Source organism: Rhodoferax sp. GT1R46 (assembly GCF_056521285.1).
Map to the genome: position 1 here is coordinate 55,056 of NZ_JBWMBC010000012.1, position 18,448 is coordinate 73,503.

17 protein-coding genes and 1 pseudogene are annotated in these 18,448 nt (G+C 59.4%); 14 read left to right on the forward strand and 4 right to left on the reverse strand.

Annotated features, from left to right (window positions below):
* Nucleotides 1-176 precede the first annotated feature (176 nt).
* The 14 genes from AC097W_RS19750 (at nt 177) to hisD (ending at nt 15,675) form a co-directional block, all read left to right on the forward strand.
* Nucleotides 177-4,973: a glutamate synthase-related protein gene (locus AC097W_RS19750; protein WP_479604350.1), complete on the forward strand. Its 4,797-nt coding sequence runs from the start codon at nt 177-179 to the stop codon at nt 4,971-4,973.
* Between the two features lie 34 nt (nt 4,974-5,007).
* The gene (locus AC097W_RS19755) at nt 5,008-6,474 is read left to right on the forward strand and encodes a glutamate synthase subunit beta (protein ID WP_479604351.1); all 1,467 of its coding nucleotides are present in this window, start codon (nt 5,008-5,010) and stop codon (nt 6,472-6,474) included.
* Nucleotides 6,475-6,546: 72 nt separating this feature from the next.
* The gene (locus AC097W_RS19760; protein ID WP_479604352.1) at nt 6,547-7,392 is read left to right on the forward strand and encodes an ABC transporter ATP-binding protein; all 846 of its coding nucleotides are present in this window, start codon (nt 6,547-6,549) and stop codon (nt 7,390-7,392) included.
* Complete coding sequence (gene mlaE, locus AC097W_RS19765) at nt 7,389-8,171, forward strand: lipid asymmetry maintenance ABC transporter permease subunit MlaE (RefSeq protein ID WP_479604353.1); 783 nt, start codon at nt 7,389-7,391, stop codon at nt 8,169-8,171. The genes AC097W_RS19760 and mlaE overlap by 4 nt, the downstream gene beginning before the upstream one ends.
* Nucleotides 8,172-8,181: 10 nt before the next feature.
* Nucleotides 8,182-8,664 (forward strand): outer membrane lipid asymmetry maintenance protein MlaD, encoded by a 483-nt coding sequence (gene mlaD, locus AC097W_RS19770; protein WP_479604354.1) that lies wholly within the window; start codon nt 8,182-8,184, stop codon nt 8,662-8,664.
* Nucleotides 8,664-9,425 (forward strand): MlaA family lipoprotein, encoded by a 762-nt coding sequence (locus AC097W_RS19775; RefSeq protein WP_479604355.1) that lies wholly within the window; start codon nt 8,664-8,666, stop codon nt 9,423-9,425. Before mlaD ends, AC097W_RS19775 begins: the two co-directional genes overlap by 1 nt.
* Nucleotides 9,426-9,506: 81 nt before the next feature.
* Nucleotides 9,507-10,145, forward strand: coding sequence for an MlaC/ttg2D family ABC transporter substrate-binding protein (locus AC097W_RS19780; protein WP_479604356.1), 639 nt, complete (start codon nt 9,507-9,509; stop codon nt 10,143-10,145).
* 1 nt (nt 10,146) lies between these two features.
* Complete coding sequence (locus AC097W_RS19785) at nt 10,147-10,413, forward strand: STAS domain-containing protein (protein ID WP_479604357.1); 267 nt, start codon at nt 10,147-10,149, stop codon at nt 10,411-10,413.
* Between the two features lie 29 nt (nt 10,414-10,442).
* On the forward strand, nt 10,443-11,390 hold the full coding sequence (locus AC097W_RS19790; RefSeq protein ID WP_479604358.1) for an ABC transporter ATP-binding protein: 948 nt from the start codon (nt 10,443-10,445) through the stop codon (nt 11,388-11,390).
* Entirely contained in the window at nt 11,387-12,142 is a 756-nt protein-coding gene (locus AC097W_RS19795; protein ID WP_479604359.1) for an ABC transporter permease, read from the forward strand. Before AC097W_RS19790 ends, AC097W_RS19795 begins: the two co-directional genes overlap by 4 nt.
* Before the next feature lie 20 nt (nt 12,143-12,162).
* Nucleotides 12,163-12,408 carry a BolA family protein gene (locus AC097W_RS19800; protein WP_479604360.1) on the forward strand — a complete coding sequence of 82 codons (246 nt, stop codon included), beginning with the start codon at nt 12,163-12,165 and terminating at the stop codon, nt 12,406-12,408.
* A 16-nt stretch (nt 12,409-12,424) separates the two neighbouring features.
* On the forward strand, nt 12,425-13,690 hold the full coding sequence (gene murA / locus AC097W_RS19805) for a UDP-N-acetylglucosamine 1-carboxyvinyltransferase (protein WP_479604361.1): 1,266 nt from the start codon (nt 12,425-12,427) through the stop codon (nt 13,688-13,690).
* Nucleotides 13,691-13,698: 8 nt separating this feature from the next.
* Nucleotides 13,699-14,343, forward strand: coding sequence for an ATP phosphoribosyltransferase (hisG, locus tag AC097W_RS19810; protein WP_479604362.1), 645 nt, complete (start codon nt 13,699-13,701; stop codon nt 14,341-14,343).
* Between the two features lie 15 nt (nt 14,344-14,358).
* The gene (gene hisD, locus AC097W_RS19815) at nt 14,359-15,675 is read left to right on the forward strand and encodes a histidinol dehydrogenase (protein WP_479604363.1); all 1,317 of its coding nucleotides are present in this window, start codon (nt 14,359-14,361) and stop codon (nt 15,673-15,675) included.
* Nucleotides 15,676-16,201: 526 nt separating this feature from the next.
* Here hisD and AC097W_RS19820 read toward each other — a convergent pair.
* The 4 genes and pseudogenes from AC097W_RS19820 to AC097W_RS19835 form a co-directional block, all read right to left on the reverse strand.
* Nucleotides 16,202-16,588 (reverse strand): DUF1294 domain-containing protein, encoded by a 387-nt coding sequence (locus tag AC097W_RS19820; RefSeq protein WP_479604364.1) that lies wholly within the window; start codon nt 16,586-16,588, stop codon nt 16,202-16,204.
* A 103-nt stretch (nt 16,589-16,691) separates the two neighbouring features.
* Nucleotides 16,692-16,826: pseudogene (locus AC097W_RS19825) on the reverse strand (cold-shock protein); the annotation flags it as partial.
* Between the two features lie 39 nt (nt 16,827-16,865).
* Nucleotides 16,866-17,585, reverse strand: coding sequence for a homing endonuclease associated repeat-containing protein (locus AC097W_RS19830; RefSeq protein WP_479604365.1), 720 nt, complete (start codon nt 17,583-17,585; stop codon nt 16,866-16,868).
* A gap of 249 nt (nt 17,586-17,834) precedes the next feature.
* On the reverse strand, nt 17,835-18,266 hold the full coding sequence (locus tag AC097W_RS19835; protein WP_479604366.1) for a Fic family protein: 432 nt from the start codon (nt 18,264-18,266) through the stop codon (nt 17,835-17,837).
* Nucleotides 18,267-18,448 lie beyond the last annotated feature (182 nt).

The following is an 18,448-nucleotide window of genomic DNA, read 5'->3' on the forward strand; positions in this document are numbered from 1 at the left end:
GGCTGCAGCTCCCGTCTAGTATGCTTAAAGTGCTATATTTTTTGATGTGTCCCTAATTTATATCTAGTAGTCATTTGTTATTTTTAATTGGGATCTGACCCTTATTATTGTGCTTGGCATCTTTGTTGCATTGCAGTATTCTTGACCCCCCAGTGCAATTACTTTAGGAGTGCGCCATGACTACGGCTGCAGAGATCCAACATCTTCAGAACAACGGTTTGTATTCCCAGGAACACGAGCACGATGCGTGTGGCGTGGGCTTTGTGGCCCACATCAAGGGCATCAAGTCGCATGACATTGTCAAAAATGCGCTCCAGATTCTGCAGAATCTGGACCACCGGGGCGCCGTCGGTGCCGACAAGCTGATGGGCGATGGCGCCGGCATTCTGATTCAGCTGCCAGATGCGCTGTACCGCGAAGAAATGGCCGCGCAGGGCGTCACCTTGCCGCCCCCCGGCGAGTACGGCGTGGGCATGGTGTTTTTGCCCAAGGAGAGCGCGTCCCGTCTGGCCTGCGAGCAGGAGATGGAGCGCGCCATCAAGGCCGAGGGCCAGGTGCTGCTGGGTTGGCGCGATGTGCCCGTGAACCGCGACATGCCGATGTCGCCCACCGTGCGCGAAAAAGAGCCGGTGCTGCGCCAGGTCTTCATCGGCCGCGGTAACGACGTGATCGTGCAAGACGCGCTGGAACGCAAACTCTATGTCATCCGCAAGACCGCCAGCGCCCATATTCAGGCGCTCAAGCTGACGCACAGCAAAGAGTATTACGTACCCAGCATGTCCAGCCGTACCGTGGTCTACAAGGGCCTGCTGCTGGCCGACCAGGTGGGTGTGTACTTCAAGGATTTGAGCGACGTGCGCTGTGTCTCTGCACTCGGCCTGGTGCACCAGCGTTTCTCCACCAATACCTTCCCCGAATGGCCGCTGGCCCACCCCTACCGCTATGTGGCGCACAACGGGGAAATCAACACCGTCAAGGGCAACTACAACTGGATGAAGGCACGCGAAGGCGTGATGTCCTCCCCGGTGCTGGGGGCTGATCTGCAAAAGCTGTATCCCATCAGCTTTGCCGGTCAGTCGGATACCGCCACGTTCGACAACTGTCTCGAACTGTTGACCATGGCGGGCTACCCCATCAGCCAGGCTGTGATGATGATGATCCCCGAGCCGTGGGAGCAGCACTCCACGATGGACGAGCGCCGCAAGGCCTTTTACGAATACCACGCCGCGATGATGGAGCCGTGGGACGGCCCGGCTTCCATTGTGTTTACCGACGGACGCCAGATTGGTGCCACGCTGGACCGCAATGGCCTGCGCCCATCACGCTACTGCATCACTGACGACGACCTGGTCATCATGGGTTCGGAGTCCGGTGTACTGCCGGTGCCCGAGAACAAGATCGTGCGCAAATGGCGCCTGCAGCCTGGCAAGATGTTCCTGATCGATCTGGAACAAGGCCGCATGATCGATGATGAAGAGTTGAAAGCCAGTCTGGCCAACACCAAGCCCTACAAGCAGTGGATCGAAAACCTGCGCATTCGTCTGGATGACGTGGTGGTTCTGACGGCGGGGGAATCGCCCGAGGAACTGCCTGTGACTGCAACTGAGCCGCAATCTGCGGGAATGAAGCATGCCAGCCCCGATTTGCTGGACCGCCAGCAGGCCTTCGGCTTCACGCAGGAAGACCTCAAGTTTCTGATTGCCCCCATGGCCAGTGCGGGCGAGGAAGCCATCGGCTCCATGGGCAACGACAGCCCCCTGGCCGTGCTGAGCGACAAAAACAAGCCGCTTTACAACTACTTCAAGCAGTTGTTCGCGCAAGTGACCAACCCGCCGATCGACCCGATCCGCGAAGCGATTGTGATGAGCCTGGTGTCCTTCATCGGCCCCAAGCCCAACCTGCTGGACATCAACCAGGTCAACCCGCCGATGCGCCTGGAGGTGAGCCAGCCCGTGCTGGACTTTGCCGACATGGCCAAGCTGCGCGACATTGAAAAGCACACGCAAGGCAAGTTCCGCAGCTATACGCTCGACATCACCTACCCGCTGGTTTGGGGCCACGAGGGCGTGGAAGCCAAGCTGGCGTCGTTGTGCGCCGAAGCGGTGGATGCCATCAAGGGTGGCAAGAACATCCTCATCATCAGCGACCGCGCCATCAGCGCCACGCAAGTGGCCATTCCAGCCCTGTTGGCGCTGTCTGCCATTCACCAGCATCTGGTGGGTGCAGGTTTGCGCACCACCGCCGGCCTGGTGGTCGAGACTGGCACTGCGCGTGAAGTGCACCATTTTGCGGTGCTGGCTGGCTACGGCGCAGAAGCCGTGCACCCCTACCTCGCCATGGAAACCCTGACCAGCATCCACAAGGATCTGCCGGGCGACCTGAGCGCTGAAAAGGCCATCTACAACTACGTCAAGGCGGTCGGCAAGGGCCTGTCCAAGATCATGTCGAAGATGGGCGTGTCCACCTACATGAGTTACTGCGGCGCGCAGCTGTTTGAAGCCATCGGAATCTCCACAGCGACCGTCGCCAAATATTTCACGGGCACTCCCAGCCGTGTTGAAGGCATTGGCGTCTTCGAGATCGCTGAAGAGTCTATCCGCATGCACAAGGCTGCCTTCGGTGCCGATCCGGTGTTGGCCAACGCCCTGGATGCCGGTGGCGAATATGCCTGGCGCACCCGCGGTGAAGAGCACATGTGGACGCCCGATGCCATTGCCAAGCTGCAGCACAGCACGCGCTCCAATAACTGGAATACGTACAAAGAGTACGCCCAGCTGATCAATGACCAAAGCAAGCGCCACCTGACACTGCGCGGCCTGTTCGAATTCAAGATCGACCCTGCCAAAGCCATTCCGGTGGATGAGGTTGAGTCGGCCAAAGAGATCGTCAAACGCTTCGCCACCGGCGCCATGTCGCTGGGCTCTATCAGTACCGAGGCGCACGCCACACTGGCCGTTGCCATGAACCGTATCGGCGGCAAGAGCAACACGGGTGAGGGCGGTGAAGACCCTGCGCGTTATCGCCAGGAGCTCAAGGGCATCCCCATCAAACAGGGCGATTCGCTCAAGAGCATCATTGGTGAAGACGTGGTCGAGGTGGACCTGCCATTGCAAGCCGGCGACAGCCTGCGTTCACGCATCAAGCAGGTGGCCTCGGGCCGCTTTGGTGTGACAGCGGAATACCTGACCAGCGCCGACCAGATCCAGATCAAGATGGCGCAGGGCGCCAAGCCAGGCGAGGGCGGTCAACTGCCCGGTGGCAAGGTGTCCGAATACATCGGTCGTCTGCGCCATTCGGTGCCCGGTGTGGGTCTGATTTCGCCCCCTCCGCACCACGACATCTATTCGATCGAAGATTTGGCCCAGCTGATTCACGATCTGAAAAACGTGGCGCCCCATTCCGGCATCAGCGTCAAGCTGGTGGCTGAAATTGGCGTGGGCACCATCGCCGCCGGCGTGGCCAAGTGCAAGGCCGACCATGTGGTGATCGCCGGGCACGACGGCGGCACGGGCGCGTCGCCCTGGTCGTCCATCAAGCATTGCGGTAGCCCATGGGAAATCGGCTTGGCCGAAACCCAGCAGACGCTGGTTTTGAACCGCCTGCGCAGCCGCATTCGTGTGCAGGCCGACGGCCAGATGAAAACGGGTCGCGACGTGGCCATTGGGGCCCTCCTGGGTGCGGATGAGTTCGGCTTCGCCACCGCGCCCCTGGTGGTGGAAGGCTGCATCATGATGCGCAAATGCCACCTCAACACCTGCCCGGTCGGCGTGGCAACGCAAGACCCTGCACTGCGCAAGAAGTTCTCCGGCAAGCCTGAGCACGTGGTCAATTATTTCTTCTTCATCGCCGAAGAAGTGCGCCAGATCATGGCCCAGCTGGGTATCCGCAAGTTTGACGACCTGATTGGCCGCTCTGACCTGCTGGACATGCGCCAGGGTATTGAGCACTGGAAAGCCAGCGGCCTGGATTTCAGCCGCCTGTTTGCCCAACCCAATGTGCCTGCCGATGTGCCCCGTTTCCAGACCCAGTTCCAGGAACACGGTCTGGAGAAAGCACTCGACAACGTGCTCATCGCCAAATCGCGTGCGGCCATCGACAAGGGCGAGCGCGTTCAGTTCATGGAAATGACGCGCAACGTCAACCGCTCGGTCGGCGCCATGCTGTCCGGCGCGGTGACCAAGGTGCACCCTGAGGGCTTGCCGGATGACACCATCCGCATCCAGTTGGAAGGCACCGGCGGTCAATCGTTTGGTGCTTTCCTGGCCAAGGGCATTACCTTGTACCTGATCGGTGACGCCAACGACTACACCGGCAAGGGCCTGAGCGGCGGCCGAGTGGTGGTGCGCCCCAGCATCGACTTCCGGGGCGAAGCCATTCGCAACACCATCGTGGGCAACACCGTGATGTACGGCGCCACGGCGGGTGAAGCCTTCTTCAGCGGTGTGGGTGGCGAGCGCTTTGCGGTGCGTCTGTCGGGAGCCACGGCCGTGGTCGAAGGCACGGGCGACCATGGTTGTGAATACATGACCGGCGGCACGGTAGCTGTGCTGGGTAAAACCGGCCGCAACTTTGCAGCGGGCATGAGCGGCGGTATTGCTTACGTGTACGACGAAGACGGCCAGTTCGCCAAGCGCTGCAACACGGCCATGGTGTCTATGGAAAAGGTGCTGACGGCGGCCGAGCAGGAAGTGGCAATGAACAAAGCCATTTGGCACCGGGGCCTGAGCGATGACGCGCAGCTGCGCAAATTGCTGGAAGACCACAATCGCTGGACCGGCAGCAAGCGCGCCCGCGAGTTGCTGGACAACTGGGATGCTGCACGTGCCAAATTCGTGAAGGTCTTCCCTAATGAGTACAAGCGTGCTCTGGGTGAGATTCATGCACGTAAAACGGCCGTAGCCCCCGTAAAACCTGCGCAAGATGCTATCAATAAAGTAGCAGCTGGCAAGAAGGAAGCCGCGCCTGCCAAGTAAGGCGGCGTCTTCTCAACGTACAAGGATAGAAATCATGGGAAAAGTCACTGGCTTCATGGAGTTTGAGCGGATTGAGGAGGGCTACAAGCCCGTGGTCGAGCGCCTCAAGAACTACAAAGAGTTCGTCGTGGGTCTGGATGACGCGCACGCCAAGCTGCAGTCCGCTCGCTGCATGGACTGCGGCACTCCGTTTTGCAGCAGCGGTTGCCCGGTCAACAACATCATTCCGGACTTCAACGACCTGGTGTACGCTGGCGACTGGAAATCGGCGATTGACACACTTCACAGCACCAACAACTTTCCCGAGTTCACCGGTCGCATCTGTCCGGCACCGTGTGAAGCGGCCTGCGTACTGAACGTCAACGACGATGCCGTAGGTATCAAATCGATTGAGCACGCCATCATTGACCGTGCCTGGGCCGAGGGCTGGGTGCTGGCCAAGCCAGCGAAACAGAAAACAGGCAAAAAAGTGGCGGTGGTGGGCTCGGGCCCTGCAGGCATGGCCGCCGCCCAGCAATTGGCGCGCGTGGGCCACGACGTGACCCTGTTCGAGAAAAATGACCGCGTAGGCGGTTTGCTGCGCTATGGCATTCCAGATTTCAAGATGGAAAAAAGCCACATCGATCGCCGCGTGGACCAGTTGCAAAAAGAAGGCGTCACCATCCGCACCGGTGTCATGGTGGGCGAGTGGCCGAAGGATTCCAAAGTCATCAACTGGGCCAAGGAAACCATCTCCGCCACCCAGTTGCAGAAAGATTTTGATGCGGTTTTGCTGACGGGCGGCTCCGAGCAGTCGCGGGATCTGCCGGTGCCGGGCCGCGATCTGGAAGGCGTGTATTTCGCCATGGAATTCTTGCCCCAACAAAACAAGGTCAACGCGGGCGACAAGCTCAAAGGCCAGTTGCGCGCAGACGGCAAGCACGTCATCGTCATCGGCGGTGGTGACACCGGCAGCGATTGCGTGGGCACCAGTAACCGCCACGGCGCGGTCAGCGTGACCCAGTTCGAAGTGATGCCTGAGCCGCCGGCTGAAGAAAATCGACCCATGACCTGGCCCTACTGGCCGATCAAGCTGCGCACCAGCTCCAGCCATGACGAGGGATGTGAGCGGGCGTTCGCCGTCTCCACCAAGGAGTTCATTGGGGAGAAAGGCAAGCTGACCGGCCTCAAGACCGTCAAGGTGGAGTGGAAAGACGGCAAGATGGTGGAAGTGGCAGGCTCTGAGCAAGTGCTCAAGGCCGATCTGGTGTTGCTGGCCATGGGCTTTGTCAATCCGGTCGCCACCGTACTGGACGCCTTTGGTGTCGACAAGGACAACCGGGGCAACGCCAAAGCGACAACGGAGTTCTCCGGCGGTTACGCCACCAGCGTGCCCAAGGTTTTTGCAGCGGGCGATATGCGACGTGGTCAAAGCCTGGTCGTATGGGCTATTCGCGAGGGTCGTCAGGCGGCACGCTCTGTGGATGAGTTCCTGATGGGTGTCAGCGACTTGCCTCGCTGATGGCGCGTATCTAGGGGTTTACCTGAATCCTTTATCATCGAAGAGCCGGAAAGTTTCCGGCTCTTGTTTTTTATGGTCCCATCCTCCAATTCCTCACTCGTTGAACTACGCCATCTGACCTTTGGTTATGGCGAGCGCGTCATTCTGGATGACGTGTCCCTGACGATCCCGCGCGGCAAGGTGACGGCCCTGATGGGCGCGTCCGGCGGCGGAAAGACCACCATTCTTCGTCTGATTGGCGGGCAAAACCGGGCCCAATCCGGTGAAATGCTGTTCGACGGGCAGGATGTCACGCGCATGGACCAGCCGCAACTGTATGCGGCACGGCGCCGCATGGGCATGCTGTTCCAGTTTGGTGCGCTCTTTGCCGACTTGAGCGTGTTTGAGAACGTGGCGTTTCCCCTGCGCGAACACACGGACCTCCCAGAGGCGCTGGTCCGCGATATCGTGCTCATGAAGCTCAACGCCGTAGGCCTGCGCGGTGCGCGGGATCTGATGCCCAGCGAGGTGTCGGGCGGAATGGCCAGGCGTATCGCGCTGGCGCGCGCCATTGCACTGGACCCTGAATTGGTGATGTATGACGAGCCGTTTTCCGGGTTGGATCCCATCTCGTTGGCGATTGCCGCGCGGCTGATTCGTGAGCTCAATGATTCCATGGGACTGACCAGTGTATTTGTGTCGCATGAGCTGGAGCAGACGTTTGGCATTGCGGACCACGTGATCATTCTGGCCAATGGGAAGGTGGCCTCCGAGGGCACGCCTGAGCAGGTGCGCCAAAGTACCGATCCGCTTGTGTCCCAGTATGTGCATGCCTTGCCGGATGGTCCGGTGCGCTTTCATTACCCTGGCGTTTCCGTCGAAGAAGATTTTGGCCCTGGCCCGGTCGCAGGGTCAGAGCAACCAGGAGTCGCACCATGAGCTGGTACAAGCCCTCGGACGTCGGGTTTTCCACCCGCAGCAAGCTGGCCGATCTGGGTTATGGCGCGCGTTTGTTTTTTCGGCTCCTGGCCACGGCGGGGCCGGCGTTCCGGCGCTTTGGACTGATACGAGACCAAATCCATTTCCTGGGTAACTATTCGCTAGTAATCATTGCCATTTCGGGCCTGTTCGTCGGCTTTGTGTTTGGTCTGCAAGGCTATTACACGCTGCTGCGCTTTGGCTCGTCCGATGCGCTGGGCCAGCTGGTCACGTTCACGCTGGTGCGGGAGCTGGGGCCCGTGGTGACGGCGTTGTTGTTTGCCGGCCGTGCAGGTACCTCCCTGACCGCGGAGATTGGCCTGATGAAGTCGGGCGAGCAACTCAGCGTGATGGAAATGATGGCAGTGGACCCGATACAGCGCATTCTGGCGCCGCGCTTTTGGGCAGGCGTCATTGCCATGCCCCTGCTGGCCGCCGTATTCAGCGCCATGGGGGTGATTGGCGGCTGGGTGGTGGGCGTGCTCATGATTGGTGTGGACGGCGGCGCCTTCTGGAGTCAGATCCAGGGCAGCGTTGACGTCTGGCAGGATGTCGGCAACGGCATTGTCAAAAGTATTGTGTTCGGCTTTACCGTGACCTTTATCGCCTTGCTGCAAGGTTACGAGGCACAAGCCACGCCGGAAGGCGTGGCCAGTGCCACCACCCGTACGGTGGTGGTGGCGTCCCTGTCGGTTCTGGGTCTGGATTTCATCCTGACCGCGATGATGTTTACCACTTGAGGAGGGTGTTGTGCAACGCTCAAAGAAAGATGTGTGGGTTGGTGTGTTTGTCATGATTGGGGCAGCAGCGATCCTGTTTCTGGCGCTGCAGTCGGCTAACTTGCTGAACCTGAGTTTTCAGCCCACGTACCGGGTCATGGGCAAGTTTGACAATGTCGGTGGACTCAAACCCAAGGCCGCGGTGCGCAGCGGTGGCGTGGTGGTGGGGCGCGTGGAGTCGGTCACGTTTGATGACAAGACGTTCCAGGCCCGCGTCACCCTGGCCCTGGAGAACCGCTACGCGTTTCCCAAGGACAGTTCACTGAAGATTCTCACCAGCGGCCTTCTGGGCGAGCAGTACATCGGCATTGAAGCTGGGGCAGATGCCAGCAACCTGGTAGCCGGCGACACCATCGGCGCAACCCAGTCTGCCGTGGTGCTGGAAAACCTGATCAGCCAGTTTCTCTACAGCAAGGCGGCCGAAGGCCCCGCCGCAGACCCTGTTAAAAAATAATGAAGGTACAAACGCTTTCTTTGCTTTCACTGGAGCGAAATCGTGGCTCCCGCGTTGGGGCGTGGGCGTTGGCCGCAATGGTCGTGTTGCTGCAGGGCTGTGCCACAGTGCCCAATCCGGATCGACGTGACCCACTGGAATCGCTGAATCGCAGCATTTTTTCGTTCAACGACGCGTTAGACCGTGCTGTGGTCAAGCCTGTCGCTACGGCCTACCAAAGCGCCACGCCTTACTGGGTCCGCACCGGGGTGGGTAATTTTTTCAATAACCTTGCAGACATCTGGTCGGCCGTCAACAACGCCCTGCAATTGCGGGGCCGGGATACCGGTGACAGCATTGGCCGTGTCATGGTGAATTCAACATTGGGGCTCGGTGGCGTGCTGGATATTGCCAGTGACCTGAATGTCGAGCGACATCCTGCAGATTTTGGTCTGACCTTGGGGCGTTGGGGCGTACCTCCAGGGCCTTACCTGGTCCTGCCGTTTCTGGGCGTATCCACGTTGCGTGAAGTCGTTGCCTTGCCCGTTGATCTCAAAGGCAATCTGGTTAACAGCGTGGACGACACCGCGACCCGCACCGGTTTGACTGTATTGAATCTGGTCGATACCCGTGCCGGGTACCTCAAGGCGGGGGACGTGGTGGAAGAGGCGGCCCTGGACAAATACAGCTTCACCCGGGATGCCTATCTGCAGCGCCAGCGCAACCGGGTGTATGACGGGAACCCGCCTGAAGAGGAGCCGGAGCAGGAGACTCCCCCCTGAATCCGTTTTTGACCTCGCGGCACACAACGGCCGGGGAAGTTGGATAATGGTGTTTTCCCTAATGGGTTCAAGAGAGTATTTATGAAGCGTGATTTTTTGCGTCAGGTTCTGGTGGGTTTCGTGGCCCTCGCAGCTTTGACCGTAGGCGCCGCAGCACATGCTGAGGATGAAGCCCCCGATGCGTTGATCAAGCGCCTGTCCGTGGATGTCCTCGACACCATCAAGGCTGACAAGTCGTTGCGGACGGGTGATATTGCGCCAGTCATCGCCTTGGTGGATGCCCGTATCATGCCCCACGTCAATTTTCAGCGGATGACGGCTTCGGCAGTGGGACCGGCCTGGCGCCAGGCCAGCCCTGAGCAACAAAAACGCCTGCAGGAGGAATTCAAAATTCTGTTGGTGCGCACCTATGCCGGCGCGTTGGCGCAGGTGAAGGACCAGACTGTTTCCATGAAACCCCTGCGCTCCGCACCCGAAGACAAAGAGGTGATGGTCCGCACGGAGATCAAGGGTGGTGGCGACCCCATTCAGCTGGACTATCGACTGGAAAAAACTCCAGGACAGGGCGCTGGCTGGCGCATCTACAACCTCAATGTGCTGGGTGTGTGGCTGGTCGAAACCTACCGCAGCCAGTTCGCACAGGAAATCAACGCCAAAGGACTTGACGGCTTGATTGCCACGCTGTCCGAGCGCAACAAGGCCAACGCAAAAAAGGCTTGATGTGCTGAGCTTGCCTGAGGAGTTGACCCACGCCCGTGCGGGTGCCTGCCTGGCCCAGTTGTCGGCCGGTATGTCGGCAGAGGCTTCGCCTGTAGTGGTGAATGCCGGGTCGTTGAAGCGTTTTGACTCCTCCGCCCTGGCTGTTCTTCTTGAGTTTCGCCGCCGCTGTTTTCGCGCGGGCAAGTCGCTGGCAGTGCAGGGGCTTCCCCCGCACCTGGACGATTTGGCTACTTTGTACGGAATCGAGGGGCTGCTGCCCCGTACCTGAGTTCCTGCCGCTTAAAATAGCGGACCCCCATGACCGCTATCTCCTTTCAATCCGTTTCCAAAGTCTATCCATTGCCTCGCGGGCCCAAAGGCGCCACATTTATGGCGCTCGACGGCGTGCAACTCGACATTGAAGAAGGCGAGTTTTTTGGCTTGCTGGGTCCCAATGGCGCTGGCAAAACCACCATGATCAGCATCCTGGCCGGACTGACGCGCGCCACGAGCGGGCGCGTGACCGTCATGGGTAGCGACGTTCAAAAAGACTACGCACAGGCGCGTCGCAAATTGGGCGTGGTGCCGCAAGAGCTGGTTTTTGACCCTTTTTTCAATGTGCGCGAAGCCTTGCGTTTTCAGTCGGGCTATTTCGGCATCAGGAACAACGATGCATGGATCGACGAGTTGCTGGAAAGCCTGGGTCTGACCGATAAGGCCAACGCCAACATGCGCCAACTCTCAGGTGGCATGAAGCGTCGCATGCTGGTTGCCCAGGCGCTGGTGCACAAGCCGCCTGTGATTGTGCTGGACGAGCCCACAGCAGGCGTGGACGTTGAATTGCGCCAGACCCTGTGGCAATTCGTCTCGAAACTCAACAAGCAGGGTCACACCGTGCTCCTGACCACCCATTACCTCGAAGAAGCCGAGGCGCTGTGTGGACGCATTGCCATGCTCCAGACCGGTCGCATCGTCGCACTGGACCGCACTAGCGCACTTCTCAAGGCGGCATCGGGCAATGTGTTGCGCTTCAAAACGGCGGGGGTGCTGCCGCCTGCGCTGGCAGCCCGCGCCCGCATTACCGGCAGCGTAGTCCAGTTGCCAGCCCACAATGCGCTCGAAATTGAGCAGTACCTTGCCGCGGTGCGCGAGTCGGGCCTGCTGGTGGAAGATGTGGAGATGCGCAAGGCCGACCTGGAAGACGTGTTCATCGAGATCATGAACCGCCATTCCAAAACCCCCATTCTTGAGGTGAGTGCTAAATGACCGGCTGGCAGACCCTGTTTTACAAGGAAGTGCTGCGCTTCTGGAAAGTTGGATTTCAGACCGTAGCAGCACCTGTGCTCACAGCGGTGATGTACCTACTGATTTTCGGTCACGTGCTGGAAGACCACGTCAAGGTCTACGACAGCATTGGTTACACCTCGTTCCTGGTGCCGGGGCTGGTCATGATGAGCATTTTGCAGAACGCATTTGCCAACAGTTCGTCTTCGCTCATTCAGAGCAAGATCATGGGCAACCTGGTATTTCTCCTGCTCACGCCCCTGTCGCACTGGAGCTGGTTTATTGCTTACATCGGGTCGTCGATCGTCCGCGGCATGGTAGTGGGTGCTGGGGTGCTGGTGGTTGCGTTCTGGTTTGCCCCCTTGGGCTTTGCAGCGCCATTGTGGATTTTGACTTTTGCCTTGCTGGGCGCGGCACTGATGGGTGCGTTGGGGTTGATTGCAGGTCTGTGGGCAGAGAAGTTTGACCAGTTGGCGGCATTTCAAAACTTCGTGATCATGCCCATGACTTTTTTGAGTGGTGTGTTCTATTCGATCAGCTCTTTGCCGGCCTTTTGGCAAAGCGCAAGCCACTTCAACCCGTTTTTCTACATGATCGACGGATTCCGTTACGGCTTTTTTGGTGTGAGCGATGCGTCACCCTGGTTGAGTCTGACGATCGTTGGTATGGCTTTGCTGGGCGCGAGCGCGCTGGCCATGTATTTGCTGCGCATTGGCTACAAGATCCGCAGCTAATCCCCTTACTCCGTTTTGATATGACCGCTGAAGAACTCCAAACCCTGATCACTGCCGGCTTGCCCTGCGAACACTGCCAGCTTGAAGGCGACGGCCGCCATTGGTATGCCACCATTGTCTCGGCAACGTTTGAGGGCCTGCGTCCCATTCAGCGGCACCAGCGCGTCTATGCCACCTTGGGCACGCGCATGCAGACCGATGAAGTGCACGCGCTGTCAATGAAAACCCTTACTCCGGCTGAGTGGGCCGATCAGGCAAACCGCTAAAGCACAGGCACTATAGATGGACAAATTACTGATTCGCGGCGGACGGCAACTTCAAGGCGAAGTGCTGATTTCTGGCGCTAAAAACGCCGCCTTGCCCGAGCTGTGCGCCACGCTCCTCAGTGCCGAACCAGTGACTTTGCACAATGTGCCGCGTCTGCAGGACGTGTCCACCATGCTCAAGCTGATTCGCAATATGGGTGTGCAAATCGACCAGAACGCGGATGGTTCCGTGCGGGTCGACGCTGGCAAGTTGAGTTCACCCGAGGCGCCCTATGAACTGGTCAAGACCATGCGGGCGTCGGTGCTCGCACTGGGGCCGTTGCTGGCGCGTTTTGGCGAGGCTACAGTTTCCCTGCCCGGAGGTTGTGCCATTGGCTCTCGCCCGGTAGACCAGCACCTCAAGGGCCTGGCCGCCATGGGTGCTGAAATTGTGGTGGAACACGGCTACATGATCGCCAAGCTGCCCAAAGGCCGCACGCGACTCAAAGGTGCGCGCATAGCCACCGATATGGTGACGGTTACCGGTACAGAAAACTTCCTGATGGCCGCGGCTTTGGCCGAAGGCGAAACCATTCTGGAAAATGCGGCGCAGGAGCCTGAGATTCCTGATCTGGCCGAAATGCTCATCCAGATGGGCGCAAAGATTGAAGGGCACGGCAGCAGCCGCATCCGGATTCAGGGCGTTGAGGCCCTGCACGGTTGCACCCACCAAGTCGTGGCAGACCGCATTGAGGCCGGCACGTTTTTGTGCGCCGTTGCTGCGACGGGCGGCGACGTGTTTCTTCGGCATGGCCGTTTTGACCACCTGGATGCCGTCATCGACAAACTGCGTGATGCGGGCGCCACGGTCACGGCGGTTGAAGGTGGTATTCGCGTGCAGTCGCAAGGCCGCCTCAAGGCGCAGAGTTTTCGCACCACCGAGTACCCCGGATTCCCGACCGATATGCAGGCCCAGTTCATGGCGCTCAACAGCATTTCGCATGGCCCCAGCAAAGTCACCGAGACTATTTTCGAGAACCGTTTCATGCACGTCAATGAAATGGTCCGTTTGGGTGCCAACATCCAGATCGACGGCAAAGTGGCCGTGATTGAGGGTGTGGAGAAGCTGTCGGGCGCCACCGTCATGGCCACCGATCTGCGGGCCTCTGCCAGCCTGGTGATTGCCGGCCTGGTGGCAGAAGGTGAGACCGTGGTCGACCGCATTTACCACCTGGACCGCGGCTACGACCAGATGGAAGCCAAGCTGCGCGGCATTGGCGCTGACATCGAACGCATCAAATGAGTGGCTCCATGATTACCCTCGCGCTTTCCAAAGGCCGTATTTTCGAAGAAACCCTGCCGCTCCTGCGCGCTGCAGGCATTGAGGTACTGGATGATCCGGAAAAATCGCGCAAGCTGATTTTGACCACCAACCAGCCCCATGTGCGCGTGTTGGTCGTGCGGGCAACCGACGTGCCCACCTATGTGGAGTATGGCGGCGCCGACATGGGCATTACCGGCAAGGACACTTTGCTGGAGCACGGTAGCCAGGGCCTGTACCAGCCGCTGGACCTGCAGATTGCCAAGTGCCGCATCAGTGTGGCCGTGCGCGCCGACTTTGACTATGCCTCGGCCGTCAAGCAGGGCTCTCGCCTGACCGTGGCCACTAAATACGTGGCAATCGCCCGCGAATTTTTTGCCTCCAAGGGGGTTCACGTCGACCTCATCAAACTCTACGGCAGTATGGAACTGGCTCCACTGGTGGGCATGGCCGACGCCATTGTGGATCTGGTGTCTACCGGCAACACCCTCAAGGCGAACCATCTGGTCGAGGTGGAGCAGATCATGGAAATCAGCTCGCGTCTGGTGGTGAACCAGGCTGCGCTCAAGCTCAAGCGCGAGCCCATCCGAAAAATCATAGACGCCTTTGCCAGCGCCATTGCTGTTCCTGCTTAAATTCTTACTATTGCTATGACTTTGATAGCTACCCCCGCACGTCTTTCAACGGCCAGCAGCCAATTCGAGGCTGAATTCACGGCCCGACTGCATTGGGCGGCCGACACCGACGCAGCCATCGAGCAACGTGTGGCCGAAATTCTGGCGGATGTGCAGGTGCGCGGTGACGCGGCAGTGCTGGAATACACGGCGCGCTTTGACGGCCTTGCGTCTGCGTCCATGCAGGCGCTGGAGTTGACCCAGGCCGAGCTCAAGGCCGCGTTTGACGCCATTCCCGACGCCCAGCGCAGCGCACTGCAGGCGGCTGCGGCGCGCGTGCGCTCCTACCACGAAGCCCAGAAGAAAGCCTGCGGCGAAAGCTGGAGCTATCGCGATGAAAACGGCAGTCTGCTGGGCCAGAAGGTCACGCCGCTGGACCGTGTAGGAATCTATGTGCCCGGTGGAAAAGCCGCCTATCCCTCCAGCGTGTTGATGAACGCCATTCCTGCCCACGTGGCCGGCGTGGCCGAGATCATCATGGTGGTGCCGACACCCAAAGGCGAAAAGAACCCGTTGGTGCTGGCGGCCGCCTACGTGGCCGGGGTCTCCCGCGCCTTCACCATTGGTGGCGCACAGGCGGTGGCCGCCCTGGCTTATGGCACAGTTACCATTCCGAAGGTCGACAAGATCACCGGCCCCGGCAACGCCTATGTGGCCGCTGCCAAGCGCCGTGTGTTTGGCACCGTCGGCATTGACATGATTGCCGGCCCGAGCGAGATTCTGGTGCTGGCCGATGGCAGCACGCCGCCCGACTGGGTGGCCATGGATTTGTTCAGCCAGGCTGAGCACGATGAGCTGGCGCAAAGCATTTTGCTATGCCCGGACGCAGCCTACATAGACCAGGTGCACGCGGCCATTGATCGCCTTTTGCCTGCCATGCCGCGCGCTGAAATCATTGCCAAGAGTCTCACCGGCCGTGGTGCCCTGATTCACACCCGCAGCATGGAAGAGGCGTGTTCTATTAGCAACCGGATTGCGCCCGAACACCTCGAAGTGTCCAGCCGCGACCCGCACCGCTGGGAACCCCTGCTCAAGCACGCAGGCGCCATCTTCCTGGGTGCCTATACGTCCGAGAGCCTGGGCGACTACTGCGCCGGCCCCAACCACGTGCTGCCCACCAGCGGTACTGCGCGCTTTTCCAGCCCGCTGGGCGTGTACGACTTTCAAAAGCGCAGCAGCCTGATTGAAGTGAGCGAAGCCGGTGCCCAGGTGCTGGGCCCGATTGCCGCCGAGCTGGCCTATGGCGAAGGCCTGCAAGCCCACGCGCGTGCGGCAGAAATGCGCTTGAAGTAAAACTGTAAGAATGGGCGCATACGGACGACTCATCCCCATGCGCACCAATTGCTTGTCACCTCCCACATTGCATTCTTGCTTCGCCGATGGCCTGCGTGGCTCCCTGGCACTGGCTTTGGGCATGGCGCTCATCGTGCCTGCGTCGGCCATGACCATCCGTGAGATGCGCACGCTGGAAAAGACGGAAAAACAAGGCGCAACCTATACCGACTACTACTTGGTAGGCGTCATGGAAGGGGCCATGGAGGCCCACAGCCACGCCGTGCGAAATGGGGGCAAGCCCACATCTGCCTCAACGGTCGCCGACTGGAACCCAGCATGGCCAAGGGCCTCTACACCACTGAACTCAAGCGCAATGCCGAAGTGTACGAGGCGGATATGCCGGTGCAGCTGGTGTTGACCAACGCGCTGGCCACGGTGTACCCCTGCTAGCGTCCGCTAGGGTAATGCCCAACTCTGTGGCAGGGTGCTATTGATTCAATAGCTGCTTGCGCATATCCCATGAGGGCTAGAGGCCAATTTTGCTTTAAAGCCCAAGGCGCAAGCGTCCCCACGGTGAACACAGCAGCGCCAAGCCCGCCACGTTCACTAGTACCGTTGCCCAGAACACCGCACGAAACGCCCGCTTGGCCGACTTGTGCCGCAGCCACTGCTGCGCCAGAAGCGCACCGGGCCAGCCGCCCACTAGCGCCAGCAGATGCAAAGTGGTCTCGGACGTGCGCCATCGTCGTGCTCGCGCCGCAGACTTGTCCATGGCGTAGGCCATGAAGGTGAGCAGACTCATGCCCGCATAGACCGCCGCAATCCAGCCCGGTGGGCGCCACAGCACGGCCACTGCTGCGTATAGACACAGAAAGGCGGGAATGGCAAACAGCGTGGCCGTGCCCCACTGGGGAGGGGCGCTGGTGGTCACGCGCTCTGGCCGGTGTACGTCCCGCTTGCGTGACGCGGACCGGTGCAATGGCCTTGGCCCGCTTGCCCTTGACGCCAGCTTCCACTTCGAAGGAATAGGGTCGGTTTAACTGCGGCCGCCCGGTGCCGGGCGCAAATGCCTTGATGTGCGCAAAGACCGGCTCGCCGCCCTGCTTGGCCTGCAGAAAGCCGAAGCCGCGGTCGTCATTCCAGGTGGTTAGGGTGCCGGTGAAGCGCATTGACGTCCAAGGTAAGAGGCTCCGCGCTTTTGCGGCGTCCTACGACCGAAGGGCGCGAACTTGAGCGACGAGTCTGCGGGCTGGCGCGCTTGCACTGAGATCACCTTTGCCAAGATTACATTGCGCACAAGCGGTCAGGAGGTTTTGGAAGTCACTCTCGCCACCCTTAGAGAACGGGACACGGTGATCAAGGGGAAGAGTGATCCCCGGATGAGTTGCAGGACTCTTGCCACAGTACTGGCACTTAAAGTTGTCACGAAGCATGACACGAAGACGCAAGCGATCTGATGGTGCGCGTGTTCTTATAGGGGCGGGACGTGTCAGATAGAGACCCGTATGTCCATTGCCCTCAACCTCTGCTTGTTCAGCCCATGCAACGAATACTTCTAAAGCTTTTCGCCAAGACCCAAAGCGATTGGCGTAAGTATTTCGCCCGAACTTGCTTCCTGAAACTGGTTTGTCACGAAGATCATCGCCAGTTGGCTGGCGACCGAGGCGCATCCACACGTCCCGGAAGTTTTCGTAAAGGTCGTCGTCACTGAGGTAGCGCCGCGTGACTTTAAGCCCGGCGGCACGGAGGGCCGCATTCCATCCGCCAAGTCGTACCTCGATTGTGTGAGAGCGACACTTCCCGTTTTGGTCGTATTCGTCGTAGGTTACGGACGGCTTTCCACGCAAAACAGATAGACGCTGAAGGTCGGCGACAAATTCTTCGTCGGCAATGCCTCGATTCCAAGGCTTGAGCTCAAACTTTTCCATTGCCCGTTAACGCAATTTTGACTGCAGGTCGCTGCTGAATACTATGGAGATTTGACCTATGAAGTTGGTCTCAAGCTCACGTGGAATATGCGCGAGCAGCTCACATAAAGATAGCGGCAAACCCGGTGGATGCCAGGCACGCAGTGACGTATCAATGGTTGTCATGTTTTACTTCACTCCCTTTGCTTCGTCGCACTATAGCGCCGACATGGCCAGCCAGTTCACCCATTCTCAAAGAGCTTGCAATGGCTAACCCGCCAGCAGCTGGATGTTGGCCGTGTATCCATAGCTGCGCTTGGTTTTCTGTCCCGTTACCTCAGTCACGATGCCCAAATCCTCCAGCACTTTGACCGCCGCATTGGCGGTTGGGAAAGTCGTCGCCAACTTTTGCCGTACCTGTTCCACGGTGAAGCGGGGCATCAGCGGCAGCATTTCGAACAGACGGTAGCTTGCTGGCCCGGACTTTGGTGCAGCCAGCAGGCGCTTGCGGTGGGCGGCAATCAAGCTGGCAACAGCAATGATGCTGCGCTCTGCCTCTGCGGCTGCCATGGCCACGCCTTCCAGGAAGAAGGCCAGCCATGACTCCCAATCTCCGTCACTGCGCACGGAGGACAGGCGGCGGTAGTATTCTGCTTGGTGCTGTTTGAGGTAGCCGCTCAGGTACATGAGGGGTTGTGTCATCAAGCCCCAGTGTTCCAGCAGCACAGCAATCAGCAGGCGGCCAATCCGGCCATTGCCGTCCAGAAAGGCTATGTCCTCATTAATTGTTGAAATTAAGCCCAACAATTTGTAGAGTGAAGCGATATCCAGCTTGGGAGGTTGCCATGAATGCCGAGACTTTTATTGGTTTACTGGAAGATGTA

Bases quoted from the DNA above. Each gene is read 5' to 3' on its own strand.
- AC097W_RS19750 (WP_479604350.1), top strand. From the start codon at position 177: ATGACTACGGCTGCAGAGATCCAACATCTTCAGAACAACGGTTTGTAT.
- AC097W_RS19755 (WP_479604351.1), top strand. From the start codon at position 5,008: ATGGGAAAAGTCACTGGCTTCATGGAGTTTGAGCGGATTGAGGAGGGC.
- AC097W_RS19760 (WP_479604352.1), top strand. From the start codon at position 6,547: ATGGTCCCATCCTCCAATTCCTCACTCGTTGAACTACGCCATCTGACC.
- mlaE (WP_479604353.1), top strand. From the start codon at position 7,389: ATGAGCTGGTACAAGCCCTCGGACGTCGGGTTTTCCACCCGCAGCAAG.
- AC097W_RS19775 (WP_479604355.1), top strand. From the start codon at position 8,664: ATGAAGGTACAAACGCTTTCTTTGCTTTCACTGGAGCGAAATCGTGGC.
- AC097W_RS19780 (WP_479604356.1), top strand. From the start codon at position 9,507: ATGAAGCGTGATTTTTTGCGTCAGGTTCTGGTGGGTTTCGTGGCCCTC.
- AC097W_RS19790 (WP_479604358.1), top strand. From the start codon at position 10,443: ATGACCGCTATCTCCTTTCAATCCGTTTCCAAAGTCTATCCATTGCCT.
- AC097W_RS19795 (WP_479604359.1), top strand. From the start codon at position 11,387: ATGACCGGCTGGCAGACCCTGTTTTACAAGGAAGTGCTGCGCTTCTGG.
- AC097W_RS19800 (WP_479604360.1), top strand. From the start codon at position 12,163: ATGACCGCTGAAGAACTCCAAACCCTGATCACTGCCGGCTTGCCCTGC.
- murA (WP_479604361.1), top strand. From the start codon at position 12,425: ATGGACAAATTACTGATTCGCGGCGGACGGCAACTTCAAGGCGAAGTG.
- hisG (WP_479604362.1), top strand. From the start codon at position 13,699: ATGATTACCCTCGCGCTTTCCAAAGGCCGTATTTTCGAAGAAACCCTG.
- hisD (WP_479604363.1), top strand. From the start codon at position 14,359: ATGACTTTGATAGCTACCCCCGCACGTCTTTCAACGGCCAGCAGCCAA.
- AC097W_RS19830 (WP_479604365.1), bottom strand. From the start codon at position 17,585: ATGGAAAAGTTTGAGCTCAAGCCTTGGAATCGAGGCATTGCCGACGAA.
- AC097W_RS19835 (WP_479604366.1), bottom strand. From the start codon at position 18,266: ATGACACAACCCCTCATGTACCTGAGCGGCTACCTCAAACAGCACCAA.